The organism is Variovorax sp. NFACC27, assembly GCF_048301545.1.
Lineage (GTDB): Bacteria > Pseudomonadota > Gammaproteobacteria > Burkholderiales > Burkholderiaceae_C > Variovorax > Variovorax gossypii.
The window spans coordinates 3285975-3305659 of the sequence record NZ_CP157613.1; the positions used below are offsets into that span (position 1 = coordinate 3285975).

Genomic DNA, 19685 nt, shown 5'->3' on the forward strand with positions numbered 1-19685 from the left:
CTGCGGCTGTCCCCGTCTATTTCTTCGGCGGCCTGGCCGCGTGCACGGTGACCAGCTTGTTCACCGGGCTCGACAGCACCAGCGACGTGGTCACCGAGCCGTCGACCGCCAGCGCGTCCACCACGCGCTCCAGGTCGGCCGGCTCGGCGATCGCGCAGCGCACGAAGAAGCAGTCTTCGCCGGTCACGCGGTCGGCGCTCAGCACCTCGGGCATCGACTCGAACAGCTTCAGGTACCTGGCGATTCCCGCATGCGTGGTGTCGATGCGGATGATGGCCTGCAGCCCCACGCCCAGCGCGCGCAGGTTGACGCGCGCGCCGTAGCCTTCGATCACGCCCGCTTCCTCGAGCTTGCGCACGCGCTCGCTCATGGCCGGCTGCGACAGGCCGATGCGCTTGCCGATGGCGGCCAGGCTCTGGCGCGCGTCGGCCTGCAGTGCTTCGAGGATCAGGCGGTCTTTCTTGTCGATGTTCATGGGATGGACGCGGCGACGTGCGCAGCCGTCGATGGTTGATCGGTTTGCGAGCGCGATTTTCGATGGATTGCCATTCATGGCGCGCGGCGCCGTCCGTATCGTCGGGGGCCGTCTTCAAGGAGAACCCATGCAACTCGTCGGCATGCTCGACTCGCCCTACGTGCGGCGCACCGCCATTTCGCTGCGCCTGCTCGGCCTTTCCTTCGAGCATCGCTCGATCTCGCTCTTCAGCACCTTCGAGCAGTTCAGCGCCATCAATCCGGTGGTGAAGGCGCCCACGCTGGTCTGCGACGACGGCACGGTGCTGATGGATTCGACGCTGATCATCGACTACGCGCAAGCCCTGAGCGGGCGCAGCCTGATGCCCTCCGGCCTGCCGCAGCGGCTGCGCGCGCTGCGCCTCACGGGGCTTGCCCTGGCGGCCTGCGAGAAGACGGTGCAGATCGTCTACGAGCGCAAGCTGCGTCCGGCGGAAAAGCAGCACCAGCCGTGGATGGACCGCGTGCGCGGCCAGCTTGCCGCCGCATGCCTGGCGCTCGAGCATGAGCTGACTGAGGCGCCGCTGTCCGCGAGCGAGGAGACGATGACGCAGGCCGGCATTTCGACGGCCGTGGCCTGGGCCTTCACGCAGCTGGTGACGCCCGATGCCGTCTCGCCGAAAGACTTTCCGGCGCTGGCCGCGTACTCGGCGCAGGCCGAGAGCCTGCCGGCGTTCCTCGGTGCGCCGATGGCCTGAGGAGGCCCGTCAGTCGACGATCTTCGCGCCGCGCTCCGCCAGCAGGCCGCGCAGCACGGAGCGGTGGCAGCGCGACTCCTCCTCGCAGTAGCAGCCCACCGACAGCGACGCGCCGTGCGACAGCGCGGCCAGCAGGTCGAGGCTGCGACTCGCGTCGGGCTCGGCCATCTCGGCCTTGAACTTGCGCACGAAGGCGTTCCACTGCGCGGGCGACTCCGCCTTCTGGGCTTCCTGCGCCTGCTTCATCGTCTCGACGGAGGGCGCGAGGTTCGGGTACCACACGTCGTACCAGTCCTGCGAGGCGAACTCGGTCTTCGGAACGCCGCGCGGCGGACGGCGCACGGTGCCGACGCGCAGGCCTTCGTCGGGTGCGCGCGGTGTGCCGAGGCGGACGATGCGGATGCTCATGATGTCTTCCCTTTTTCTCTGCCTGTTGTCTCAGGTGCCGACGATACCGCCGTCGCGCCGGCGTATCGCCAGCGTCGCCGAGCGCGGCCGCGCGCTGCCCGGCTCGGCGCCGTCGGGCCAGGCACTGTTGTGCTTCGTGTCGCCGTCGTCGCGCGCCTCGCCCGGATGCTGGATGTTGACGAACAGCGTGCGCCGGTCGGGCGTGACCACGCAGCCGGTGATCTCGCAGCCGTTGGGGCCGGTGAGAAAGCGCTTGATGCGGCCCGAGGCCGGGTCGGCGCACAGCATCTGGTTGTTGCCCAGCGAGGTGTAGGGCGGCTTGCCGATGACCTGGCCGCTCAGGTCGGTCTGGATCCAGAGCAGGCCGCCACGGTCGAAGTGCAGGCCGTCGGGGGCGCCGAACATGTCGGCACCGGCCGTGGGGTAGCGCGCGCCGCTGCCGGGCTGTGCCGGGTCGCCCGCGAGCGCGAAGTGGTCCCACGAGAAGCCGGTGGAAGCAGCATCGCCCGCATCTTCGCGCCAGCGCAGGATGCCCCCGAAGAGGTTGGCGGCGCGCGGGTTGGCAGCGTCGGGGCCGGGCTTGCCGGCGTCGCCGCGCTGGCTGTTGTTGGTGAGGGTGACGTAGACCTCGCCGCTTTGCGGGTGGATGGCGATCCACTCGGGGCGATCCATCTTCGTGGCGCCGACGACGTCGCCCGCCAGCCGCGCGTGGATCAACACCTCTGCCTGGTCCGCGAAGCCGTGCGCCGCGTCGAGGCCGTCGCGGCCGTGGGTGAGCTCGAGCCACTTACCGCGTCCGCCTGCGTCGTAGCGTGCGGCGTAGAGGGTGCCTTCGTCGAGCAGGTGCCGGTTGGCGGCACGCGCGGCGGCGTCGGTGCCGGGGCGCACCTTGTCGCGGCTGACGAACTTGTAGATGTATTCGAAGCGCGAGTCGTCGCCCATGTAGACCACGAGGTGGCCGTCCTTCGCGACGGTGCAGGTGGCGCTTTCCTGGCGCTTGCGGCCCAGCGCGGTGCGCTTGACGGGCGTGGCCGTGGGGTCGAAGGGGTCGATCTCGACCACCCAGCCGAAGCGGTGCGGCTCGTTCGGGTGTCGGCTGAGGTCGAAGCGCTCGTCGAAGCGCCAGTACTCGATCCATTGCGATCCGGCCACCGTGCCGTAGCGGCGTTGGGCGGGCGTGGCGTTGCGGGCCGCTTCCTTCGGGCCGCCGAAGTAGCCGTGGAAGTTCTCCTCGCAGGTGAGGTAGGTGCCCCACGGCGTGACGCCCATCGCGCAGTTGGCGAAGGTGCCGAAGACCGCGTCGCCGGCCGGATTGGCGGCGGTGCGCATCAGCGGCGTGCCGGCGGCAGGCCCGGCGATGCGCATCGGCGTGTTGCCGTGCACGCGGCGCGCGAAGGGCGAGGGCAGCACCTGCTGCCAGCCCTGGCCGTTGCGCCGCACCTCGATCACCGAGACGCCCATGGCGTGCAGCGACTTGCGCACCTTCGCGGCGGTCCACTCCTTCACGCCGTCGGTGTGCAGCAGCTGTTCGTCGGTGTATTCGTGGTTCATCACGAGCAGGCCGCGTTCGCCGCTCGCGTCGAGCGCGAAGAAGTGCATGCCGTCGTGATGCATGCCGGCCTGCACGGCCTGGTCGTCGGCGCTGTTGCCGGCATCGGGTGCGAAGAGCGGCATCCGGCCGGCGACGCCGGTGGGGGAGCCCCAGGGGTAGAGCAGCTGCCACTCGTATTCGGGCGGCACCACGATGCCGTCGCGCAGGGAGGCCGGCACGCCGGTGAAGCCCAGCGTCTCGCTGGGGCGCGTGGACGGCGGCGCCGGCGTCGAGGCGCAGCCCTGTCCGAACAGCGCCACCACGGCGGCGGCGGAACCCGATTGAAGAAGAAAGTGGCGGCGGTCCAGGGGCATGGCTTTGGTGTTGTGTAGGCGACAGCCGCCATCATCGCCTGAGGCCGTGCCCGGCGATACTGGCGCGGCAACCGCCCAGGAGACATCGAATGACCGACCGCATCGAATGGACCCGCCACGCCGACGGCGTCGTGGAACTGCAGCTCGCCCGCGCCGACAAGATGAACGCGCTCGACCCGGCGATGTTCGATGCGCTGATCGAGGCCGGCGAGGCGCTGCGCGGCGACAAGGCGGTGCGCGCGGTGGTGATCTCGGGCCGCGGCAAGGCCTTCTGTGCGGGGCTCGACATGGCTTCGTTCGAGCGCATGCAGCAGCAGGGCGCTGGTTCCGACGTGCTGGGTGGGGGCGCTGCGGGAGCGGATCTTGTCATGCGCACGCACGGCATCTCCAACGCCGCGCAGCAGGTCGCGATGGTCTGGCGCGAGGTGCCGGTGCCCGTCATCGCCGCGGTGCACGGCGTGGCCTTCGGCGGCGGCCTGCAGGTCGCGCTGGGCGCGGACATCCGCATCGTCGCGCCCGACACGAAGCTGTCGGTGATGGAGATCAAGTGGGGCCTGGTGCCCGACATGGCCGGCATGGTGCTGATGCGCGAACTCGCGCGCAGCGACGTGGTGCGCGAGCTCACCTTCACGGGGCGAATCTTCTCCGGCGAGGAGGCGTTGCGCATCGGCTTCGCCACCCGCGTCGCGGCCGACCCGCTGGCCGAGGCACTGCAGATGGCGCACGAGATCGCGCTCAAGAGCCCCGACGCGATACGTGCCGGCAAGCGGCTGCTGAACGCATCGCTATCGCTGGGAGCGGCCGAGTTGCTGATGGCCGAGTCGGTCGAGCAGAAGGCGCTGATCGGCAGCCCCAACCAGGCCGAGGCCGTGAAGGCCAACATCGAACGGCGCGCGCCGCGCTTCAGCGCGCCGGCCTGATTTCTCCGGTTTCCATCAGGCGGCCGGCCTCAGGGGCAGGCCGTTTCGCGCTGCCGGGTGAACGGGCGGCCGGGTAATTCCCCTGTCTGCCGGCGCCGTTCTTCGCGCACCCTCGCATCCCCGTCTTTCCGCAGGCGTGTTTACGCCTGTGCCTGTCGTTCGGCTGGTCCTTCAATCCGGGCCCGAACAGCCGAAAACATCAGAAATTCCCTTTGGTGTATCTTTATGTAAGAATAAAGTGGTTGTTTTGACGCGAGAATCGATGAGGATGGAGGCAATTTGTGTGCAGAAGGTCACGTCTCTTCCTCTGACAGCTCCTACGGAGGATGGCTCCAGACAGCGCACTCATTAACAATTGATAGCTTTGCTTAGCGACGGCGATCCTGCATGTCGACGACCACGTTTTTCTGTAACCTCAGCGTGCCCATCCTGGTGGGCGAGGATCGCTACAAGTACATCCCCATAGTGGGAGTCTTCCGCAGCATTCCATTCGATCAAGTCGATGAATGGGTGATGCACCCCGACGGCCGGCCGCGCAGCGACCGTGAGCTGGCGGCCGAAGTCCTTGTCGAGATCCGCAAGCCACTCGGTTCGAGTGGACGCACCGCGCCGCACGCCTTCGACGTGGCGGACATCCTGCAGCTCGACCGGGCCGCGGCGATCGTCGTGTCCACCTTCCTGGCGGCGCTTCCGCGCGTCTGACGGCGCCGCGTCGACCGCCGCCGCAACTGCTGTCGCTTCAGCCCTTCAATCGCACCTGAAGAGCACGCCGCTGCCCGGCGTGGTCGGTGCGTCGGCCTGCTGCAGGAACCTGATCGGGTTTCCGTCCTTGCGGCAGTAGGCTTGCGCTTCCTGCTGGCTCGATGCCCTGAATATCCCGTCGTTGAGGCGCAGCACGCCGGTTTGTGGCGTCGCGCAACCGGCGATGACGAACGGGAGGAGGGCGGGCAGCAGTCGGCGCATGAGAAAAGAAACGGGTCCGTGGAGGACCCGAGACTTTAAGCGCTTCCCACCGCCCAGTAGAAAGTCGGCCTCGTTCCGTTGAGCAGGTATTCGCCCACCACGCGTCCCTTGTAGATGGTCGGGTTGTGCGAGGCGAGCGTGCGCGCATTGCGCCAGTGCCGGTCGAGCCGGCGGTCTTCCTGCAGCGCCGAGGCACCGCCGATGTCGAAGAGCCGCGTGCCGGCCTGCAGCACCGCGTCGACGATCCCGGCCTGCGCCTTGGCGGTGTTCAGCTCCACCTCGAACAGCAGGCTCTCGGGCACGGCCTCGCCGCGCTGGCGGAAGCGGTCGACCTCGCCCAGGCCGCGCGCCACGGCCTGCACGGTCGAGGTCGCGATGAAGGCCGTGCTCGCGAGCTGGCCGACGACCTGCTGCACCAGCGGGTCTTCGCGCGGCGTGTCGCCGCTGCCGTGGCTGTAGATGCGCTTGCGCGGCTGCACGAAGGCCACCGCGTCGCGCACGATGGCGCGCGCGATGCCCGCGAGCGTTGCGAGGTGCGTGAGCTGGAAATGCGCCGTCAGCGGCGTGGGCTGGTCGCGCACGTACAGCAGCACGTTCTCTGGCTTCACGCGCACGTTGCGAAAGCGCGTGGTGCCCGATGCGCTCAGCCGTTGGCCGAAGCCGCGCCAGTCGTCCACCCGCTCCACGCCCTGCGCCTCGGCGGGCACGAGCGCGATCACGCGGTCGCTGCTGCCGTCATCGTTCAGGCGCTGGGCCGAGACCGAGATCCAGTCGGCGTAGAGCGTGCCGGTGCTGTAGAACTTGTCGCCGTCGAGCCGCCACGCATCGCCGTCGCGCTTCAGCGTGGTCTGCAGCGTCTTGAGCGAGCCGTCGCCGAGCTCGGTGGTGGCATTGCCGAAGATCACACCCTCGGCTGCGAGACGCATCCACGGGCCGTGCAGGGCGGGGTCGATTTCCGCCAGCAGCCGTTCGATGAAGCCGAAGTGCGCGCGCAGGATCTGCGGCAGGTTGGAGTCGGCCTCGCCGAGTTCGATGAGCAGGTCGTAGAGCTGCTCCACCGAGCCGCCCAGGCCGCCGTGTTCGAGCGGCACGCGCAGCGCGCCGAAGCGCTCGGCGTTGAGCCAGGCCACGGGCTCGTAGGCGAGCTCGCGATCGTTCTCGCGTTGCGCGGCATGCTCGGCAATGCGCTGGAAGACGGGGCGGAAACGTGTGGCGAGCTGCTGCGAGGAGGGCGCCTGTGCGCCCGGGGCTTGTGCGGCGGGGCGCGTCGTTGCTTGGATGGATTCCATGGAGGCGGGGCCGCCCGGAGGCATGCCCTGGAGAAGAGAGAGAGACAGCGCCCGACTGTCCCCCTCGGCACGGCGGTTGTGAAATACGCTTTTCGAGTTTCGTTATGCCGCCGGCTTCCGGTGGTTGGCGCTATCGCCTGCCGCGCGCGTCCACCGGCCAGATGGCGACCAGCGTGCCGCCCTCGACCACGTGATAGGCGTCGTGCAGGTTGACCGTCGGATCGCAGTGCGGGGTGACGAACTCCACCCGCGCGCCCAGCGCCGGCTTCGGCGCCTGCGAGGCCGGCGACGGCATCAGCTTGCCGTGCTCGTCGCCGAAGAAGGCATAGCGGCTCGCGGCGTCGGCGCCCTTCGCAACCACCGGCACGCCGCTGTCGGTGGAGAAGCACTTGGTGCCGCCGTCCACCGTCACCCAGTCGGCCGCGTTCGTGCTGACCACCGCCGTCTGCACGAACAGCGAGGTTTCGAAGGGCGAGGGCTGGTCGCCGTTGGCGAGCACGCGCGAGTACTCGGCGTCCATGAACACATACGAGCCCGCCTGCAGCTCGGTGAAGGCGTTCTCCTGCGAATCGAGGTCGTGCGTGCCGGTGCCTGCGCCCGTCACGATGTCGAAGTTCAGTCCCTGGCGCCGCGCCGCCGCCACGATGCCCGCCACGGTTTCGCGCAGAGCGGCTGCCGCGGCGCTGCGCTCCTCGCGCGCCACGATGTGCTGCAGATTGCCCGCGTACGACTGCAGCCCGCGCAGCCGCAGGCGCGGCTCGGCGGCCACCAGCGCGGCCAGCTCGAGCACCTTGGCCTGCGTGGCGCAGCCGGTGCGGTTGTAGCCCGCGCCATAGTCCACCAGCACGTCGAGCGGATGCGTGAGCTCGCCCGCGGCGCGCGCCAGGTCGGCGAGGTTCTGCGGGTTGTCGACCACCACCATCACGTCGCCCGGGCGGGCCCGCTGCGCCAGGCGGATGAGCCGAGAGATCTTGCTCGGCGTGACGGCGGGCGAGGTGATGAGCACGCCCGGAATGCCGCCCTGGACCATCACCTCGGCCTCGCCCATCGTGACGCAGCTCACGCCGATGGCGCCCGCCGCCACCTGGCGCCGCGCGATCTCGACCGACTTGTGCGTCTTCACGTGCGGACGCAGGCTCACGCCGCGCGCCTTGGCGAAGGCGGCCATGCGTTCGATGTTGCGCGTCATCGCAGGCAGGTCGATCAGCAGCGCGGGGGTGTCGAGCAGATGGCGGCCACCGGGAACGCCGATCAGCGGCGCGTTGACTTGCTGGTCCTGGAACATCGAAGAGAGCCTTTGCTGGGAGGTTGTGGGGTGCTTGTCTTGACGGAGCGCCTGCGCCGCAGGCCATGCACGGATGCTTGTGCTGTGAAATGATCGCATCGAAATGTTCGACCGATCCATCGTAGTTTCCCAAATGGCCGGCCCCCGATGAAAGCGCTCGACATCGAGGCCGTGCAGGCTTTCGTACACGTTGCCGACCTCAAGAGCTTCACGCGCGCGGCCGAAGCCATGGACAGTTCGCAGTCGGCCGTCAGCCTCAAGGTGAAGCGCCTCGAAGAAGTGCTGGCCCGTCGGCTGCTCGAGCGCACGCCGCGGCTGGTGCGCCTGTCCGCCGAGGGCATGGCCTTCCTGCCGTCCGCGCGCCAGCTGCTGGCGGCGCACAACGGCGCGCTCGAATCCTTCGGCGCTCAGCAGCGCCGGCTGGTGGTCGGCATCAGCCATCACGTCGTGGGCGCCGAGCTGCCGTTGCTGCTGCGGCAGGTGAAGGACGCCGAACCGCGAGTGGTCATGGAAGTGCGCGTCTCCACCTCGCGAGAGCTGCTTGACGCCTTCGACCGCGGCGCGATCGATGCAGTCGTCATCCTGCGGCACGACAGCCGCCGGCTCGATGGCGAGGTGCTGCTCCAGGAGCAGTTCGGCTGGATGGCCGCGCCCGACTTCGTGCACCGCTCGGGCGAGCCGCTGCGCCTGGCCACGCAGGCCGAACCCTGCAGCGTGCGCAGCATGGCCGTGGCCGCGCTGACCGAAGGTCGCGTACCGTGGACCGAAGTGTTCGTGGGCGGCGGCGTTCTGACCGTGGGCGCGGCCGTGTCGGCGGGGCTCGCGGTGGCCGCGCTGGGGCGTCGCGTGGCGCCGGTCGGTACTGTCGACGTGGGGCCCGTATTGGGCCTGCCCCCGCTGCCGTCGCGGGACGTGGTGATGCACGCCAGCGTGACCGATGCGCAGGCCCGCAGTGCGCTGCGCACGCTGGCCGCGGCGATCAGGTCGACGGCGGCGTAGCAGCAGGCATTTACAGCAGCGCGACAAGGCGGCGCGCCACCGCGGCCGCAAGCGCTGCTGCACCGCAAAGCAGGGCGCCGGTGACGCACACGCCGGCCAGGTGCGCGAGCCACATCTCCGAAGGGCGGGGCGGCTTCATGCGAGCGCCCCGATACCGGGCCTCGCCAGATGCAGTACCTCGTAGAGCGCGCCTCCATTCGTCGTCTCGGGCTCGTGCGAGGACAGCGTGAAGCGAACCAGCCGCCATGCATCGAGGTCGAGCGCCGTCCAGACGGCGACCGTGCCGGCCTCGGCGGCACGCTGCCGGTTTGACTCGATTTGCGCCGCATGAAGCGCCGCGCGGTCGGCTCCTGCATCCAGCAGGCGCTCCTCGCGCAGCAGCCACGAAGCCTTCTGCGCACGGTCGGTGCCTGCGCGCGCATCCAGCGGCAGCCATGTCTCCACGCGCGGCTGGCCGAACGAATCGATCACGGCCTGGAAGCGCTCTCCCATGAGAAAGCTCGCCGCCGCCGAGGCGTCGAGCCACAGGTACACCGATGCGTAGACGTGCCCGGCGGCCCCGTGCCGCCCGCGCTCCTGCGACACGAAGGCCTTGAACGCCAGCCCCTGCGTGTCGTCCCAGAGCGGGCCGCGCCGGGCGGCGCGCTGGCGGATGATCTGCATGTCGTAGTCGGCCGGAAGCCTGTGCGAGTACTGCATCGCGAACATCGGATTGCTCCTTGTGAATCCTGGTGGATGAATGAATGGGTCACCAGGAGCTTGCGCGCGCAGCCACCCAGGGAGAAGAGGGCGGGCGATATAGCTGTGATGCGTCGGCGCAATGGCTCGACTCGGGCGGATGCTTACGCAGGGTGCGAAGGCTCGTGCCGTCCCGGCCGGCGCAGTGCCAGCCACCAGAGCAGCGCGGCGTTGACCGACCAGCTCGCCGCCAGCATCAGCAGCGCCATGCTGGCCACGCCGGGCGACAGTCCGAGCGTCAGCAGGCTCAGCGACCACGGCAGCCCACCCGCGATGGCGACGAGCAGGCTCACGTCGTTGTCGGGCGCGACCGCGCAAGTCAGGATGCAGACGACGCCCGCGACCGTGTAGGCCAGGGCGGCGGCGCGCCATCCCGAGCGCGAGGGCGGACGTGAGTTTGCAATCGGCATGTCCTGAGCATCGCCGATCCCGTGCCGGGACGTGAAGGCCTGTCGCGCGAAGGGGCGTAGTGTTTTTGCGACGCGGGTTTCAGCGGCTTGCCAACTTTTCCACGACGGGGGCGATCGGCGCGTTCGGCAGCACGGCTTCGATGCCGAGGGCCAGTGCCAGCAGCGCCGGATCGGAGCCTTCCGCGCCGGTGATTTCCAGTCCCGCGGGCAGGCCGTCGAAGGCGAGGCCCATCGGCAGGCTCACCGCGGGCAGGCCCGCCATGCCGGCCGGGCCCGAGTTGCGGATGTAGGCAGAGAACGCGGTGGTGCGGTGGCCGCACAGCGACACTTCCACGTCCTCGCCGATGCGTGCGGCGGTCAAAGGACTGGTCGGGAAGACGAGGGCGGCGAGCTCGTACCGGGCGAAGCACTCGCGGTACGCCGCCTGCATCCGCGGGCGCAGGGTGTGCAGCGCGTGGGCGTAGGCCTCCGGCGCGATGGCTGTGGAACCGAAGAGGCGCTCGAAGAGTGGCCGTACGTCGGGGCTGACCACCGCGTCGGTGAGCGCGCGTGCATCGAAAGGCCGGCCGTGCCGCGCGAAGTAGGCGGCCAGCGCGGGCAGGATCTCGTGCAGAGAGATCGTCATCGACGCTTCCTGGAACAGTGCCCCGGCTTCGGTCAGATCGCAGTGCACCAGCACGGCTCCGGCCTCGCGCAGCAACTCGAGGCGTTCGCGGGCCAGTTGCGCGACGGGCGGATCGAGCTCTTCCCAGAAGTAGGCCTCCGGCACGCCGAGGCGCACGCCAGCGAGCGGTGTCGGGTTCACTCGCAGCGGACCGCCTGCCACCGCGTGGTCGACCAGCACGCAATCGTCGACGCAGCGCGCCATGACGCCGGCGGTGTCGAAGGTGGGCGAGATCGGCACCAGTCCGTCGTCGGGCCAGCGGTGCGTCGTCGGCCGGAAACCGACCAGCCCGCACAGCGCGGCCGGCACGCGCACCGAGCCGCCCGTGTCGGTGCCGATGGCCGCCGGCGCGGCGCGCAACCCCAGCAGCGCCGCGTTGCCGCCGCTGGAACCACCCGTGACGCGCTCGGCGTCGAAGGGATTGCGCGACGGCCCGAAGCCGTGGTTGTGGCCGGTAACGCCCTGCGACCACTCGTGCAGGTTCGTCTTGCCGAGCGCCAGCGCACCTGCGTCGAGCAGCCGCTGCGTCACGCCCGCGTGGATGCGCGGGCGGTGGTCCGCCATCCACGGACTGCCGGCCGTGGTCGGCATGCCGGCGACGTCGATGTTGTCCTTGAAGGCCAGCGGCACGCCATATAGAGGATGTGTTCCAGGCGTGGGGAGCGGTGAGGCATCGAGTTCGGCGGCCACGGTACGGAGGGCTTCGGGGTCCAGGTGGAGCAGGGCACCGTAGGAGGCGATGGCATCGGCGCGCTCCAGCAACGCCTGTGCGTAGTCGGTGGCTCGAAGTTCGCCGCGCGCCATCAGCCCGGCGGCCTCGCGGGCGGAAAGATCTGTCAACGCATTCATTCGGTTCATGGGGGCTCGAAGTGGGGCAGAAGCTGCACTCCGGTGCATGTTTTGGGCCAATTCGAGCCAGCCGAGCCGAAAAACAGCCTGAAATTGCATGGCATGAATACTGCTTTAAGAGTTTTTTGTATTCACGAGGCCATCCAATGTCTTTCAAGTCCTTGCGTATCCTGGCCGCCGTCGCGACGTCGATGGCTCTTCTGGCGGGCATGCCCGCATCCGCCGCCGAGAAGGTCTCGCTGCGCCTCAAATGGCTGGCGCAGGCGCAGTTCGCCGGTTTCTACGTGGCCAAGGCCAAGGGCTTCTATGACCAGGCCGGGCTCGACCTGACGATCAATCCGGGCGGCCCGAATCTGAACGTCGAGACGCTGGTCGCCTCGGGCAACGACACCTTCGGCCTCGCAGGCGGCACCGAGACCGTGCTGCTGGCCCGTGAGAAGGGCCTGCCGCTGGTGTGCATCGGCGTCACCGTGCAGAACACGCCCTTCACCTACGTGACCTACAAGGATTCCGGCATCACCAAGGTGAAGGACTTCGCCGGCAAGAAGGTCGCGACATGGTTCACCGGCACGCAGTACACGCTGTACTCGATGCTCGCTTCGGCCGGCGTGAAGCAGAGCGACCTGACCATCGTTCCCCAGTCGGGCTCGATGGCGCCTTTCGTCGAGAAGCAGTTCGACGTGGCCGCCGCCACCTACTACAACGAGCTCAACACGCTGAAGGAGCAGGGCCTGGGCGACAAGCTCACGCTCATCAAGCCCGACGACTACGGCGTGGTCGTGCAGCAGGACACGGTGCTCGTGTCCGAGAAGTACCGCAACGAGAAGCCGCAGCAGGTGCAGGCCTTCCTCACGGCCACCATCAAGGGCTGGAAGTACGCGCTGCAGAACAAGAAGGAAGCCATCGACATCGTCATGGCCGCCGCCCCGAGCCTGAATCGTGCGCACCAGGAAGCCATGCTCGACGAGTTCGAGAAGCTCGTGAAGGCCGGCAAGGGCACCACCGACGGCATCCTCGCCATCGACCTGCCCACCGTCGAGAAGATGCAGGCGCAGCTCGTGGGCTACAAGGCGCTGAAGGCGCCGGCCGACCTGTCGAAGGCCTACGACCCGAGCTTCTGGACGCAGGTGCCCGCCGCCGACAAGAAGTTCTGAGCCGCGCCGCCATGAAGTTCATGCCCCATGAAGTGATGCCGCCCGCCGCGAGCGACACGGCGCCGCCCATGCTCGAACTGGTCAACGTGTGGAAGCGCTTCGGCGAAGCGCAGGCGCGGACCGTCGCGGTGTCGGGCGTCAACCTGCGGATCGCGAAAGGCGAGTTCGTCACTCTCGTGGGCCCTTCGGGCTGCGGCAAGTCGACGCTCTTCAACATGATCGCGGGCCTGCTGCCGCCCGACGACGACGGCTCGCTGCTTTTCGGCGGCGTGCCGCAGCGCGACGGCCAGCTGCTCGGCAAAGTGTCGTTCATGCCGCAGCGCGACCTGCTGTTTCCGTGGCGCACCGTGCTGGACAACGCCATCCTCGCGCTCGAGGTGGAGGGCCTGCCGCGCAAGGAAGCGCGCGAACGGGCCCGCGCCATGCTGCCCGAGTTCGGCCTGGCGGGCTTCGCCAACCACTACCCGCACCAGCTGTCGGGCGGCATGCGCCAGCGCGTCGCGCTGATGCGCACCTTCCTGTTCGAGCGCGACCTGATGCTGCTCGACGAGCCCTTCGGCGCGCTCGACGCGCTCACGCGCAGCCGCATGCAGCACTGGCTGCTCGACATCTGGGCGCGCCACTGGCGCACCGTGCTCTTCATCACGCACGACATCGACGAAGCCATCGTGCTGGGCGACCGCGTGCTGGTGATGAGCGCGCGCCCCGGCACGGTGAAGAGCGAGACGGTGATCGACCTGCCGCGCCCGCGCGATCCGTCGGTCGTGCTGACGCCGGAGTTCATCCGCATCAAGCAGCGCCTGCTGGCCGAGATCGAGGAAGAAAGCCGCAAGACCTTCGCGCAGGAGGGCACCGCCTCGTGAACGACTTCCTGCAGCGCGCAGTGCGCTCGCCCGCGCTGGCCTTCGTGGGCCTGGCACTGGTGTGGGAGGTCTGCGTGCATGCCTTCGCGCCGTCGCCGCGCTACCTGCCTGCACTGAGCGCCATCGCGCAGGACGCCTGGTCGGTGTGGCCGCAGCTCGCGCGCGGCTTCGGCCGCACGCTGCTGGAGACCGTGCTCGGCTTCGCGATGGGCGCACTGTTCGGCTGCGCCTGCGGCACGGTGTTCACCTATTCGCGCTGGATGGAGCGCTCGGTGTTCCCGCTGTTCGTGGTGTCGCAGACGGTGCCGGTGGTGGCCTTCGGCGCACTCATCGTCATCTGGTTCGGCAACTCGCTGCTGGCCAAGGTGATGACGGCGTTCTTCCTGACCTTCTTCCCCGTCACCGTGAACACGCTGCGCGGGCTGAAGTCGTGCGACCCGCAGCGCATCGCGCTGATGAAGAGCTTCGGGGCCAACCGCCTCGTGATGTTCTTCAAGCTGGCCGTGCCGTCGGCGCTGCCGCAGGTCATGGTCGGGCTGCGCGTGGCCATCGGCCTGAGCCTGATCGGTTCGGTGGTGGGCGAGTGGTTCGGCGAGACAGTGGGCCTGGGCGTGATGCTGATGGAGGCGATGAACGCCGACCTCGTGGTGCGCCTGTGGGTGGTGATGTTCGCCTGCGGGCTGATGGGTGCGCTGCTCTACGGGCTGCTCGCCTTCGTGGAAAGGAGGCTCGTATGGTGGCGCAGCGAAAGCTGACGGCATCGCCTGTCGCTCCGGTGGTGCTGGGCATCGCCGTGCTGCTCGCGGTGTGGGAGGGCGCGATATGGCTCTTCGGCATCCCGCCCTTCGTGCTGCCCAGTCTGGGCACCATCGTGCAGCATGCGTTCACGGACACCGGCCGCCTGACGGGTGCGCTGCTGGCCACGCTGGGCGAGGCGCTCGGCGGCTACGCACTGGGCGGCCTGCTCGGGCTGCTGCTGGCAGTGGTGCTGCTGCTGGTGCCGCCGCTCGAACGCATCGTGATGCCGCTGGCGGTGGCGGTGAACGCGGTGCCCACGGTCGCCTATGCGCCGCTCTTCCTGATCTGGTTCGGCCTCGGTGCCGCCTCGAAGATCGCGCTGGTGGCGCTGGCGGTCGGCTTCACGATGCTGGTGAATGCGCTGCACGGCCTGAAGCAGGCCGACCTCGCGGCAGTGAACCTGATGCGCAGCTTCGGGGCAGGGCCCTTGAAGATCGTCTGGCGCCTGCGCCTGCCGGTGGCCATGCCCTCGGTGGTCACGGCACTGCGCATCGGCGTGCCGCGCAGCATGATCGTCGCGATCGTCGGCGAGATGCTGGGCGCCTACGCGGGGCTGGGGCGAATGATCTATGAATCGACGCAGCAGGTCGACCTGCTGAGCGTGTGGTCGGCGGTGCTCGTGGCATCGCTGGCGAGCATGGTCTTCTACGGCCTGCTCGTGTGGATCGATCAAAAGCTCGTGTGGTGGCGATGATGTCGAAGACAAATCCCGCGGCATACCCCGAGACCGAAGCCGAGCTGCGCGTGCAGCTCGCCGCCTGCTACCGGCTGGTGGCGCACTTCGGCATGGACGACCTGATCTACAACCACATCTCGGCGCGCGTGCCGGGGCCGGAGCATCACTTTCTCATCAACCCCTACGGGCTGCTGTTCTCGGAAGTGACGGCGTCCTCGCTGGTGAAGATCGACCTGGACGGCAACAAGGTGGACGACACCGACGCCGAGGTCAACCGGGCCGGCTTCGTGATCCACAGCGCGATCCACGCGGGGCGCCCCGACGCGCTGTGCGTGCTGCACACGCACTCGGAGGCCGGCACGGCGATCGCCGCCATGCCCAACGGCCTTTCGCCGCTGAGCCAGTTCGCGATGCGCTACCAGGGCCATACCGCCTTCCACGACTACGAGGGCGTGGCACTGGAGACCGGCGAGCGCGAGCGGCTGGTGCGCGACCTGGGCCCGCACCACACGCTGGTGCTGCGCAACCACGGCATCCTGACCGTGGGTCGCACGATTCCCGAGGCCTTCATCCTCATGTACTACTTCGAGAAGGCGGCCAAGGTGCAGCTGCTCGCGCAGGGCGGGGTGGCACCCGGCGAATCGCTGGTGTACCCGCAGCCCGAGGTGAGCGAACTGGCCGCGCGCCAGTTCACCGAATTCGCGGGCGACATCCTGCCGCCCGGCACGCGCGAATGGCCTGCGTTCCTGCGCATGCTGGAGCGCACCCAGCCCGACTACCGGCTCTGAGCGCCGGCAACTTCCTTCCTGTTCATCCACAGAGACACATCCCGACCATGCAACTCGAGAACCTCACCTCCTTCATCGGCACCGAAGTCACGGGGCTAGACCTGCGCGAGCCAGTGAGCGACGCCGACTTCGCGGTGCTGCGCGACACGCTCAACCAGCGCTCGGTGCTGCTGTTTCGCGGCCAGAGCATCAACGAATCGCAGCACGTGGCCTTCTCGCGCCGCTTCGGACCGCTGCTGGGCCACGTGCTCACGCAGTTCCTGAAGAAGGAGCATCCCGAGGTCTACGTGCTGTCGAACGTGTCGGAGAACGGCAAGCCCATCGGCAACCACAAGGAGGGCTGGAACTGGCACTCCGACCTCTCGTACAAGGCCGAGCCCTCGATGGGCGCGCTGCTCTACGCGCTGGAAGTGCCGCCGGTGGAAGGCGACACCTTCTTCGCCTCGATGCACGCCGCCTACGAGGCGCTGGACGACGACACGAAGGTGCGCATCCGCCACATGACGGCCACGCACAGCTACGCCAACTACTACGGCAAGGCCTTCGCCGATCGCGCTCCGCTCACGCCCGAGCAGCTGGCGGCCACGCCCGACGTGGTGCATCCGCTGGTGCGCACGCACCCCGAGACCGGCCGCCTTTCGCTCTACGTGGGCGAGGACGTGGTCAAGCACATCGACGGCCTGCCCGCCGACGAGAGCGTGGCGCTGCTGGCCGAGCTGAACGCGCACGCCATCTCGCCGGAGTTCAGCTACCGCCACAAGTGGCTCGCGGGCGACCTGCTGGTGTGGGACAACCGCTGCACCATGCACCGCGCCACGCCCTACGACGACAACGTGTACCGCCGCGTGATGCACCGCACCACCGTGGCTGGCGATCGCCCGTTCTGAAATCCCCGAATGGCGCGCGGGCCCAGCGTCCGAGTGCCTGAATCGCACCGACAAAGACAAACACAACAAGGAAGGCAAGAACATGGAACCCGATGAACCCGAGATGACCGCCGACCCCTCGGCGCCGCGCGCACGCGAGCGCCAGCGCGGCAAGGGCGCGACGCTGTCCGACGAGCTGAAGGACACGCTGGAGGACCTGATCGTCAGCGGCGTGCTCAAGCCCGGTGCGCGGCTCGACGAGGCCGAGTTGGCCGAGCGCTTCAAGGTGTCGCGCACCCCGGTGCGCGAGGCGCTCAAGGCGCTGGCCGCCACGGGCCTTGTCGACCTGCGCAGCCGCCAGGGTGGCGTGTGCGTGGCGCGCATCTCGCTGCCCATGCTCATCGAGATGTTCCAGATGATGGCGGTGATGGAGGGCCTGTGCGCCAAGTTCGCCGCGCGTCGCGCCACCGAGGCGCAGAAGCAGCGCATGAGCCAGTTGCACGACGACCTGACGAGCATCCTGGCCTCGGGCGACCACTCGCGCTTCTACGACGTGAACCAGGACTTCCACGATGCGCTCTACGAAGCCTCCAACACGCACTACCTCGCGGAGCAGACGCGCGCGCTGCGCAAGCGCGTGCGCGTGTACCGCCGCTACGTGACCTTCCAGCCCGGGCGCATGAGCGCCACCATCGGCGAGCACGGCGCCATCCTCGACGCCATCCGGCGCAACGACCCGGGCGCCGCGTTCAACGCCGCCATCGACCACGTGAGCCTGCTCGAGGACGACATCGTCGACCTGATCGCCGCGCTGTCCGAGCAGGACGCGGCGGGCGCTGCCTGAGCTTTCCCCACGACCATCTTTTTCCCGATCGCATCCCAGGACATCTCTCCATGAAACTCGAACTCGACGGCAAGACCGTGCTCATCACCGGTGCCTCCAAGGGCATCGGCCTCGCCGCGGCCCATTCGTTCGCGGCCGAAGGCTGCCACCTGCAACTGGCCGCGCGCGACGGTGTCGCGCTGGCCGCCGCCAAGGAAGAAATCGAGAAGCTCCATCCGGTCAAGGTGCGCATTCATCCGATGGACCTGGCCGCGCCCGGCGCCATGGTGCAGCTCGCCGAGGCGGCAGGGCATGTCGACATCCTCGTGAACAACGCGGGCGACATCCCTTCTGGCCCCATCGAGTCGCTGGACTTCGCCCTGGTGCGCCGGGGCTTCCAGCTCAAGGTGCTGGGCTACATGGAACTCAGCCAGATCTACTACGCGCGCATGAAGGCCGCGGGCGGCGGCGTGATCGTGAACGACATCGGCAACTCCGGCGAGAACTGGGACGCCAACTACATCGCCGGGTCCACCGGCAACGCGGCCGTGATGGCCTTCACGCGCGCGCTCGGCGGCGTGAGCCTGGACGACGGCATCCGCGTGGTGGGCGTGAACCCCGGTCCGGTCGCGACCGACCGCATGGTCAAGCTCATGAAGCGCCGCGCGCTCGACACCCATGGCGACGAAGGCCGCTGGGAGGAACTGTTCGACAACTATCCCGGCGGTCGCCCCGCCACGCCGGAAGAGGTGGCCGAACTGATGGTGTTCCTGGCCTCGCCGCGCGCGGGCTACATCACCGGCACGGTGGTGACCATCGACGGCGGCATCGCGGCGCGCGGCTCGATCATCAAGACCAGCAAGAAGGCCATGGCCGCCGAACAGCAGAGGCTTGCGGCATGAACGCGGCGCTGAACCCCGCCGCAGCGGTGCCGGCCGTGACGAGCGATGCCGAAACCCGCAACCGGTACTTCGACCGGCTGTTCTCCAACCCCGAGCTCATGTGGCTGGGCCAGAACACCAACCACTTCCCGCTGCACCCGGTCGTGCGCAAGGCGCTGCACGACGCCATCGACGACGAGAGCTTTCACGCCTATGCGCCGCCGCTGGGCATGGAAGCGCTGCGCTCTGCCATCGTGGCCGATCTCGGCGTGCCGGACCAGTCGGCCGTGGTGACCGACGGCGCGGTCTCCGCGCTGGCGCTGGCATGCCGCGCCTTCTGCGTGGCGGGCAAGGGCTTCGTCACCACCGACCCGGGGTGGAAGTGGCCGCTGCAGTTCGCGGCCAAGGCCGGTTCGGCGATCACGGAGATTCCGATCTACGGGCCGGAATACGGCTTCAAGTTGTCGGCCGAGGCGCTGGCCGCTTCGACCGATGCGAACACCGCCGTCATCTATCTCGTGGACCCCAACAACCCGCTGGGCACCACCTACACCGAGGACGAGATCCGCGCCTTCGCGCAGCGCGCACGCGAGATCGGCGCCATCCTCATCCACGACTGCACCTACCGCGACTTCGCCGACAGCCACACGCTGGCGTCGCGCTTCTACCCGGAAGGCACCGTGACCATCGTGAGCTTCTCGAAGTGGCTGGGCCTCGCGGGCCTGCGCCTCGGTGCGCTCGTGGCCTCGCCGGAGCTGCTCGCGCGCATCCTGCCGCACTCGCAGGCGCCGCTGGGCGCGAGCGTGCTGGCGCAGCGCGCGGCCATCGCGGGCCTGGCGGTGAAGGCCGAGTGGATGGCCGAGGTGATCGCGCAGCAGCGCGAGAACCAGCGGCTGATCGTCGACGCCTTCGCGAAGCTGCCGGGCTTCGAGGTGCCGGTGTTCCCGTCGCAGGCCAACTTCATCGTGGTCGAGTGCAGCAAGGCGGGCGTGACGCCCGAGGCGCTGGTCACCGCGCTGGGCGAGCACGACATCATGGTGCGGCAGGGCACGTACCACACGCCGCGCTTCGGGCACCGCTTCGTGAAGATATCCACCACCGTGCCCAGGGCCTGGGCGCAGGCGCTGTGCGACGTGCTGCCGCAGGCGGTCGCGCGTGCGCGCAGCCTGCCGGCGACGGCGGCGCTGTTCTGAGG

At 68.8% G+C, this 19685-nt stretch carries 23 protein-coding genes; 13 read left to right on the forward strand and 10 right to left on the reverse strand.

Going from position 1 to position 19685, the window contains the following annotated elements; translation table 11 throughout:
- Nucleotides 1-16: 16 nt before the first annotated feature.
- Nucleotides 17-475, reverse strand: coding sequence for an Lrp/AsnC family transcriptional regulator (locus tag ABL840_RS15435; protein WP_093201469.1), 459 nt, complete (start codon nucleotides 473-475; stop codon nucleotides 17-19).
- 127 nt (nucleotides 476-602) lie between these two features.
- On the opposite strand from ABL840_RS15435, the gene ABL840_RS15440 reads away from it, so the two are divergent.
- Nucleotides 603-1211, forward strand: coding sequence for a glutathione S-transferase (locus ABL840_RS15440; RefSeq protein WP_093304834.1), 609 nt, complete (start codon nucleotides 603-605; stop codon nucleotides 1209-1211).
- Between the two features lie 9 nt (nucleotides 1212-1220).
- Here the strand turns inward: ABL840_RS15440 and ABL840_RS15445 are convergent, their stop codons facing one another.
- Complete coding sequence (locus ABL840_RS15445; RefSeq protein ID WP_093304832.1) at nucleotides 1221-1619, reverse strand: DUF488 domain-containing protein; 399 nt, start codon at nucleotides 1617-1619, stop codon at nucleotides 1221-1223.
- A gap of 30 nt (nucleotides 1620-1649) precedes the next feature.
- Nucleotides 1650-3524: a PhoX family protein gene (locus ABL840_RS15450; RefSeq protein ID WP_093304830.1), complete on the reverse strand. Its 1875-nt coding sequence runs from the start codon at nucleotides 3522-3524 to the stop codon at nucleotides 1650-1652.
- 89 nt (nucleotides 3525-3613) lie between these two features.
- Here ABL840_RS15450 and ABL840_RS15455 point away from each other — a divergent pair, with 89 nt between their 5' ends.
- A complete protein-coding gene (locus ABL840_RS15455) occupies nucleotides 3614-4444 on the forward strand; it encodes a crotonase/enoyl-CoA hydratase family protein (RefSeq protein ID WP_093304828.1) in 831 nt (276 codons plus the stop codon).
- 387 nt (nucleotides 4445-4831) lie between these two features.
- Nucleotides 4832-5146, forward strand: a complete 315-nt coding sequence (locus tag ABL840_RS15460) for a hypothetical protein (protein WP_093201457.1) — start codon at nucleotides 4832-4834, stop codon at nucleotides 5144-5146.
- A gap of 45 nt (nucleotides 5147-5191) precedes the next feature.
- Here ABL840_RS15460 and ABL840_RS15465 read toward each other — a convergent pair whose 3' ends face one another.
- The 3 genes from ABL840_RS15465 to ABL840_RS15475 all read right to left on the reverse strand — a co-directional run bounded on the left by ABL840_RS15465 (nucleotide 5192) and on the right by ABL840_RS15475 (nucleotide 7981).
- Nucleotides 5192-5407, reverse strand: a complete 216-nt coding sequence (locus tag ABL840_RS15465; RefSeq protein ID WP_093201454.1) for a hypothetical protein — start codon at nucleotides 5405-5407, stop codon at nucleotides 5192-5194.
- A 35-nt stretch (nucleotides 5408-5442) separates the two neighbouring features.
- Nucleotides 5443-6696 (reverse strand): acyl-CoA dehydrogenase family protein, encoded by a 1254-nt coding sequence (locus tag ABL840_RS15470; protein WP_093304826.1) that lies wholly within the window; start codon nucleotides 6694-6696, stop codon nucleotides 5443-5445.
- Between the two features lie 130 nt (nucleotides 6697-6826).
- On the reverse strand, nucleotides 6827-7981 hold the full coding sequence (locus tag ABL840_RS15475; RefSeq protein WP_093201450.1) for a DSD1 family PLP-dependent enzyme: 1155 nt from the start codon (nucleotides 7979-7981) through the stop codon (nucleotides 6827-6829).
- 147 nt (nucleotides 7982-8128) lie between these two features.
- Here ABL840_RS15475 and ABL840_RS15480 point away from each other — a divergent pair, with 147 nt between their 5' ends.
- On the forward strand, nucleotides 8129-8980 hold the full coding sequence (locus tag ABL840_RS15480; RefSeq protein WP_093201447.1) for a LysR family transcriptional regulator: 852 nt from the start codon (nucleotides 8129-8131) through the stop codon (nucleotides 8978-8980).
- 10 nt (nucleotides 8981-8990) lie between these two features.
- On the opposite strand, the gene ABL840_RS15485 is transcribed toward ABL840_RS15480, so the two are convergent.
- The 4 genes from ABL840_RS15485 to ABL840_RS15500 form a co-directional block, all read right to left on the reverse strand.
- Nucleotides 8991-9119, reverse strand: a complete 129-nt coding sequence (locus ABL840_RS15485; protein ID WP_276318363.1) for a hypothetical protein — start codon at nucleotides 9117-9119, stop codon at nucleotides 8991-8993.
- Complete coding sequence (locus ABL840_RS15490; RefSeq protein WP_093304824.1) at nucleotides 9116-9688, reverse strand: DUF4865 family protein; 573 nt, start codon at nucleotides 9686-9688, stop codon at nucleotides 9116-9118. The genes ABL840_RS15485 and ABL840_RS15490 overlap by 4 nt, the downstream gene beginning before the upstream one ends.
- Before the next feature lie 134 nt (nucleotides 9689-9822).
- Entirely contained in the window at nucleotides 9823-10128 is a 306-nt protein-coding gene (locus ABL840_RS15495) for a hypothetical protein (RefSeq protein ID WP_093304822.1), read from the reverse strand.
- A 79-nt stretch (nucleotides 10129-10207) separates the two neighbouring features.
- Entirely contained in the window at nucleotides 10208-11650 is a 1443-nt protein-coding gene (locus tag ABL840_RS15500; RefSeq protein WP_176947553.1) for an amidase family protein, read from the reverse strand.
- A 137-nt stretch (nucleotides 11651-11787) separates the two neighbouring features.
- Between ABL840_RS15500 and ABL840_RS15505 the strand changes: the two genes are divergently transcribed.
- The 9 genes from ABL840_RS15505 to ABL840_RS15545 all read left to right on the forward strand — a co-directional run bounded on the left by ABL840_RS15505 (nucleotide 11788) and on the right by ABL840_RS15545 (nucleotide 19683).
- On the forward strand, nucleotides 11788-12795 hold the full coding sequence (locus ABL840_RS15505) for an ABC transporter substrate-binding protein (RefSeq protein ID WP_093304819.1): 1008 nt from the start codon (nucleotides 11788-11790) through the stop codon (nucleotides 12793-12795).
- 11 nt (nucleotides 12796-12806) lie between these two features.
- Complete coding sequence (locus tag ABL840_RS15510) at nucleotides 12807-13658, forward strand: ABC transporter ATP-binding protein (RefSeq protein ID WP_093201434.1); 852 nt, start codon at nucleotides 12807-12809, stop codon at nucleotides 13656-13658.
- Entirely contained in the window at nucleotides 13655-14413 is a 759-nt protein-coding gene (locus ABL840_RS15515; RefSeq protein ID WP_093304818.1) for an ABC transporter permease, read from the forward strand. The genes ABL840_RS15510 and ABL840_RS15515 overlap by 4 nt, the downstream gene beginning before the upstream one ends.
- The gene (locus ABL840_RS15520) at nucleotides 14392-15150 is read left to right on the forward strand and encodes an ABC transporter permease (RefSeq protein ID WP_093304816.1); all 759 of its coding nucleotides are present in this window, start codon (nucleotides 14392-14394) and stop codon (nucleotides 15148-15150) included. Before ABL840_RS15515 ends, ABL840_RS15520 begins: the two co-directional genes overlap by 22 nt.
- Nucleotides 15150-15920: a class II aldolase/adducin family protein gene (locus ABL840_RS15525; protein ID WP_093305199.1), complete on the forward strand. Its 771-nt coding sequence runs from the start codon at nucleotides 15150-15152 to the stop codon at nucleotides 15918-15920. The genes ABL840_RS15520 and ABL840_RS15525 overlap by 1 nt, the downstream gene beginning before the upstream one ends.
- A 47-nt stretch (nucleotides 15921-15967) precedes the next feature.
- Nucleotides 15968-16807, forward strand: coding sequence for a TauD/TfdA dioxygenase family protein (locus ABL840_RS15530; RefSeq protein ID WP_093304814.1), 840 nt, complete (start codon nucleotides 15968-15970; stop codon nucleotides 16805-16807).
- 82 nt (nucleotides 16808-16889) lie between these two features.
- A complete protein-coding gene (locus ABL840_RS15535) occupies nucleotides 16890-17630 on the forward strand; it encodes a GntR family transcriptional regulator (protein WP_093201424.1) in 741 nt (246 codons plus the stop codon).
- Nucleotides 17631-17680: 50 nt separating this feature from the next.
- Complete coding sequence (locus ABL840_RS15540) at nucleotides 17681-18511, forward strand: SDR family oxidoreductase (protein WP_093201421.1); 831 nt, start codon at nucleotides 17681-17683, stop codon at nucleotides 18509-18511.
- Nucleotides 18508-19683, forward strand: a complete 1176-nt coding sequence (locus tag ABL840_RS15545) for a pyridoxal phosphate-dependent aminotransferase (protein ID WP_093304812.1) — start codon at nucleotides 18508-18510, stop codon at nucleotides 19681-19683. Before ABL840_RS15540 ends, ABL840_RS15545 begins: the two co-directional genes overlap by 4 nt.
- Nucleotides 19684-19685: the final 2 nt, after the last annotated feature.

Coding starts and splice junctions, on each gene's coding strand:
- ABL840_RS15435 (WP_093201469.1), bottom strand. CDS start 475: ATGAACATCGACAAGAAAGACCGCCTGATCCTCGAAGCACTGCAGGCC.
- ABL840_RS15440 (WP_093304834.1), top strand. CDS start 603: ATGCAACTCGTCGGCATGCTCGACTCGCCCTACGTGCGGCGCACCGCC.
- ABL840_RS15445 (WP_093304832.1), bottom strand. CDS start 1,619: ATGAGCATCCGCATCGTCCGCCTCGGCACACCGCGCGCACCCGACGAA.
- ABL840_RS15450 (WP_093304830.1), bottom strand. CDS start 3,524: ATGCCCCTGGACCGCCGCCACTTTCTTCTTCAATCGGGTTCCGCCGCC.
- ABL840_RS15455 (WP_093304828.1), top strand. CDS start 3,614: ATGACCGACCGCATCGAATGGACCCGCCACGCCGACGGCGTCGTGGAA.
- ABL840_RS15460 (WP_093201457.1), top strand. CDS start 4,832: ATGTCGACGACCACGTTTTTCTGTAACCTCAGCGTGCCCATCCTGGTG.
- ABL840_RS15465 (WP_093201454.1), bottom strand. CDS start 5,407: ATGCGCCGACTGCTGCCCGCCCTCCTCCCGTTCGTCATCGCCGGTTGC.
- ABL840_RS15470 (WP_093304826.1), bottom strand. CDS start 6,696: ATGGAATCCATCCAAGCAACGACGCGCCCCGCCGCACAAGCCCCGGGC.
- ABL840_RS15475 (WP_093201450.1), bottom strand. CDS start 7,981: ATGTTCCAGGACCAGCAAGTCAACGCGCCGCTGATCGGCGTTCCCGGT.
- ABL840_RS15480 (WP_093201447.1), top strand. CDS start 8,129: ATGAAAGCGCTCGACATCGAGGCCGTGCAGGCTTTCGTACACGTTGCC.
- ABL840_RS15485 (WP_276318363.1), bottom strand. CDS start 9,119: ATGAAGCCGCCCCGCCCTTCGGAGATGTGGCTCGCGCACCTGGCCGGC.
- ABL840_RS15490 (WP_093304824.1), bottom strand. CDS start 9,688: ATGTTCGCGATGCAGTACTCGCACAGGCTTCCGGCCGACTACGACATG.
- ABL840_RS15495 (WP_093304822.1), bottom strand. CDS start 10,128: ATGCCGATTGCAAACTCACGTCCGCCCTCGCGCTCGGGATGGCGCGCC.
- ABL840_RS15500 (WP_176947553.1), bottom strand. CDS start 11,650: ATGAACCGAATGAATGCGTTGACAGATCTTTCCGCCCGCGAGGCCGCC.
- ABL840_RS15505 (WP_093304819.1), top strand. CDS start 11,788: ATGTCTTTCAAGTCCTTGCGTATCCTGGCCGCCGTCGCGACGTCGATG.
- ABL840_RS15510 (WP_093201434.1), top strand. CDS start 12,807: ATGAAGTTCATGCCCCATGAAGTGATGCCGCCCGCCGCGAGCGACACG.
- ABL840_RS15520 (WP_093304816.1), top strand. CDS start 14,392: ATGGTGGCGCAGCGAAAGCTGACGGCATCGCCTGTCGCTCCGGTGGTG.
- ABL840_RS15525 (WP_093305199.1), top strand. CDS start 15,150: ATGTCGAAGACAAATCCCGCGGCATACCCCGAGACCGAAGCCGAGCTG.
- ABL840_RS15530 (WP_093304814.1), top strand. CDS start 15,968: ATGCAACTCGAGAACCTCACCTCCTTCATCGGCACCGAAGTCACGGGG.
- ABL840_RS15535 (WP_093201424.1), top strand. CDS start 16,890: ATGGAACCCGATGAACCCGAGATGACCGCCGACCCCTCGGCGCCGCGC.
- ABL840_RS15540 (WP_093201421.1), top strand. CDS start 17,681: ATGAAACTCGAACTCGACGGCAAGACCGTGCTCATCACCGGTGCCTCC.
- ABL840_RS15545 (WP_093304812.1), top strand. CDS start 18,508: ATGAACGCGGCGCTGAACCCCGCCGCAGCGGTGCCGGCCGTGACGAGC.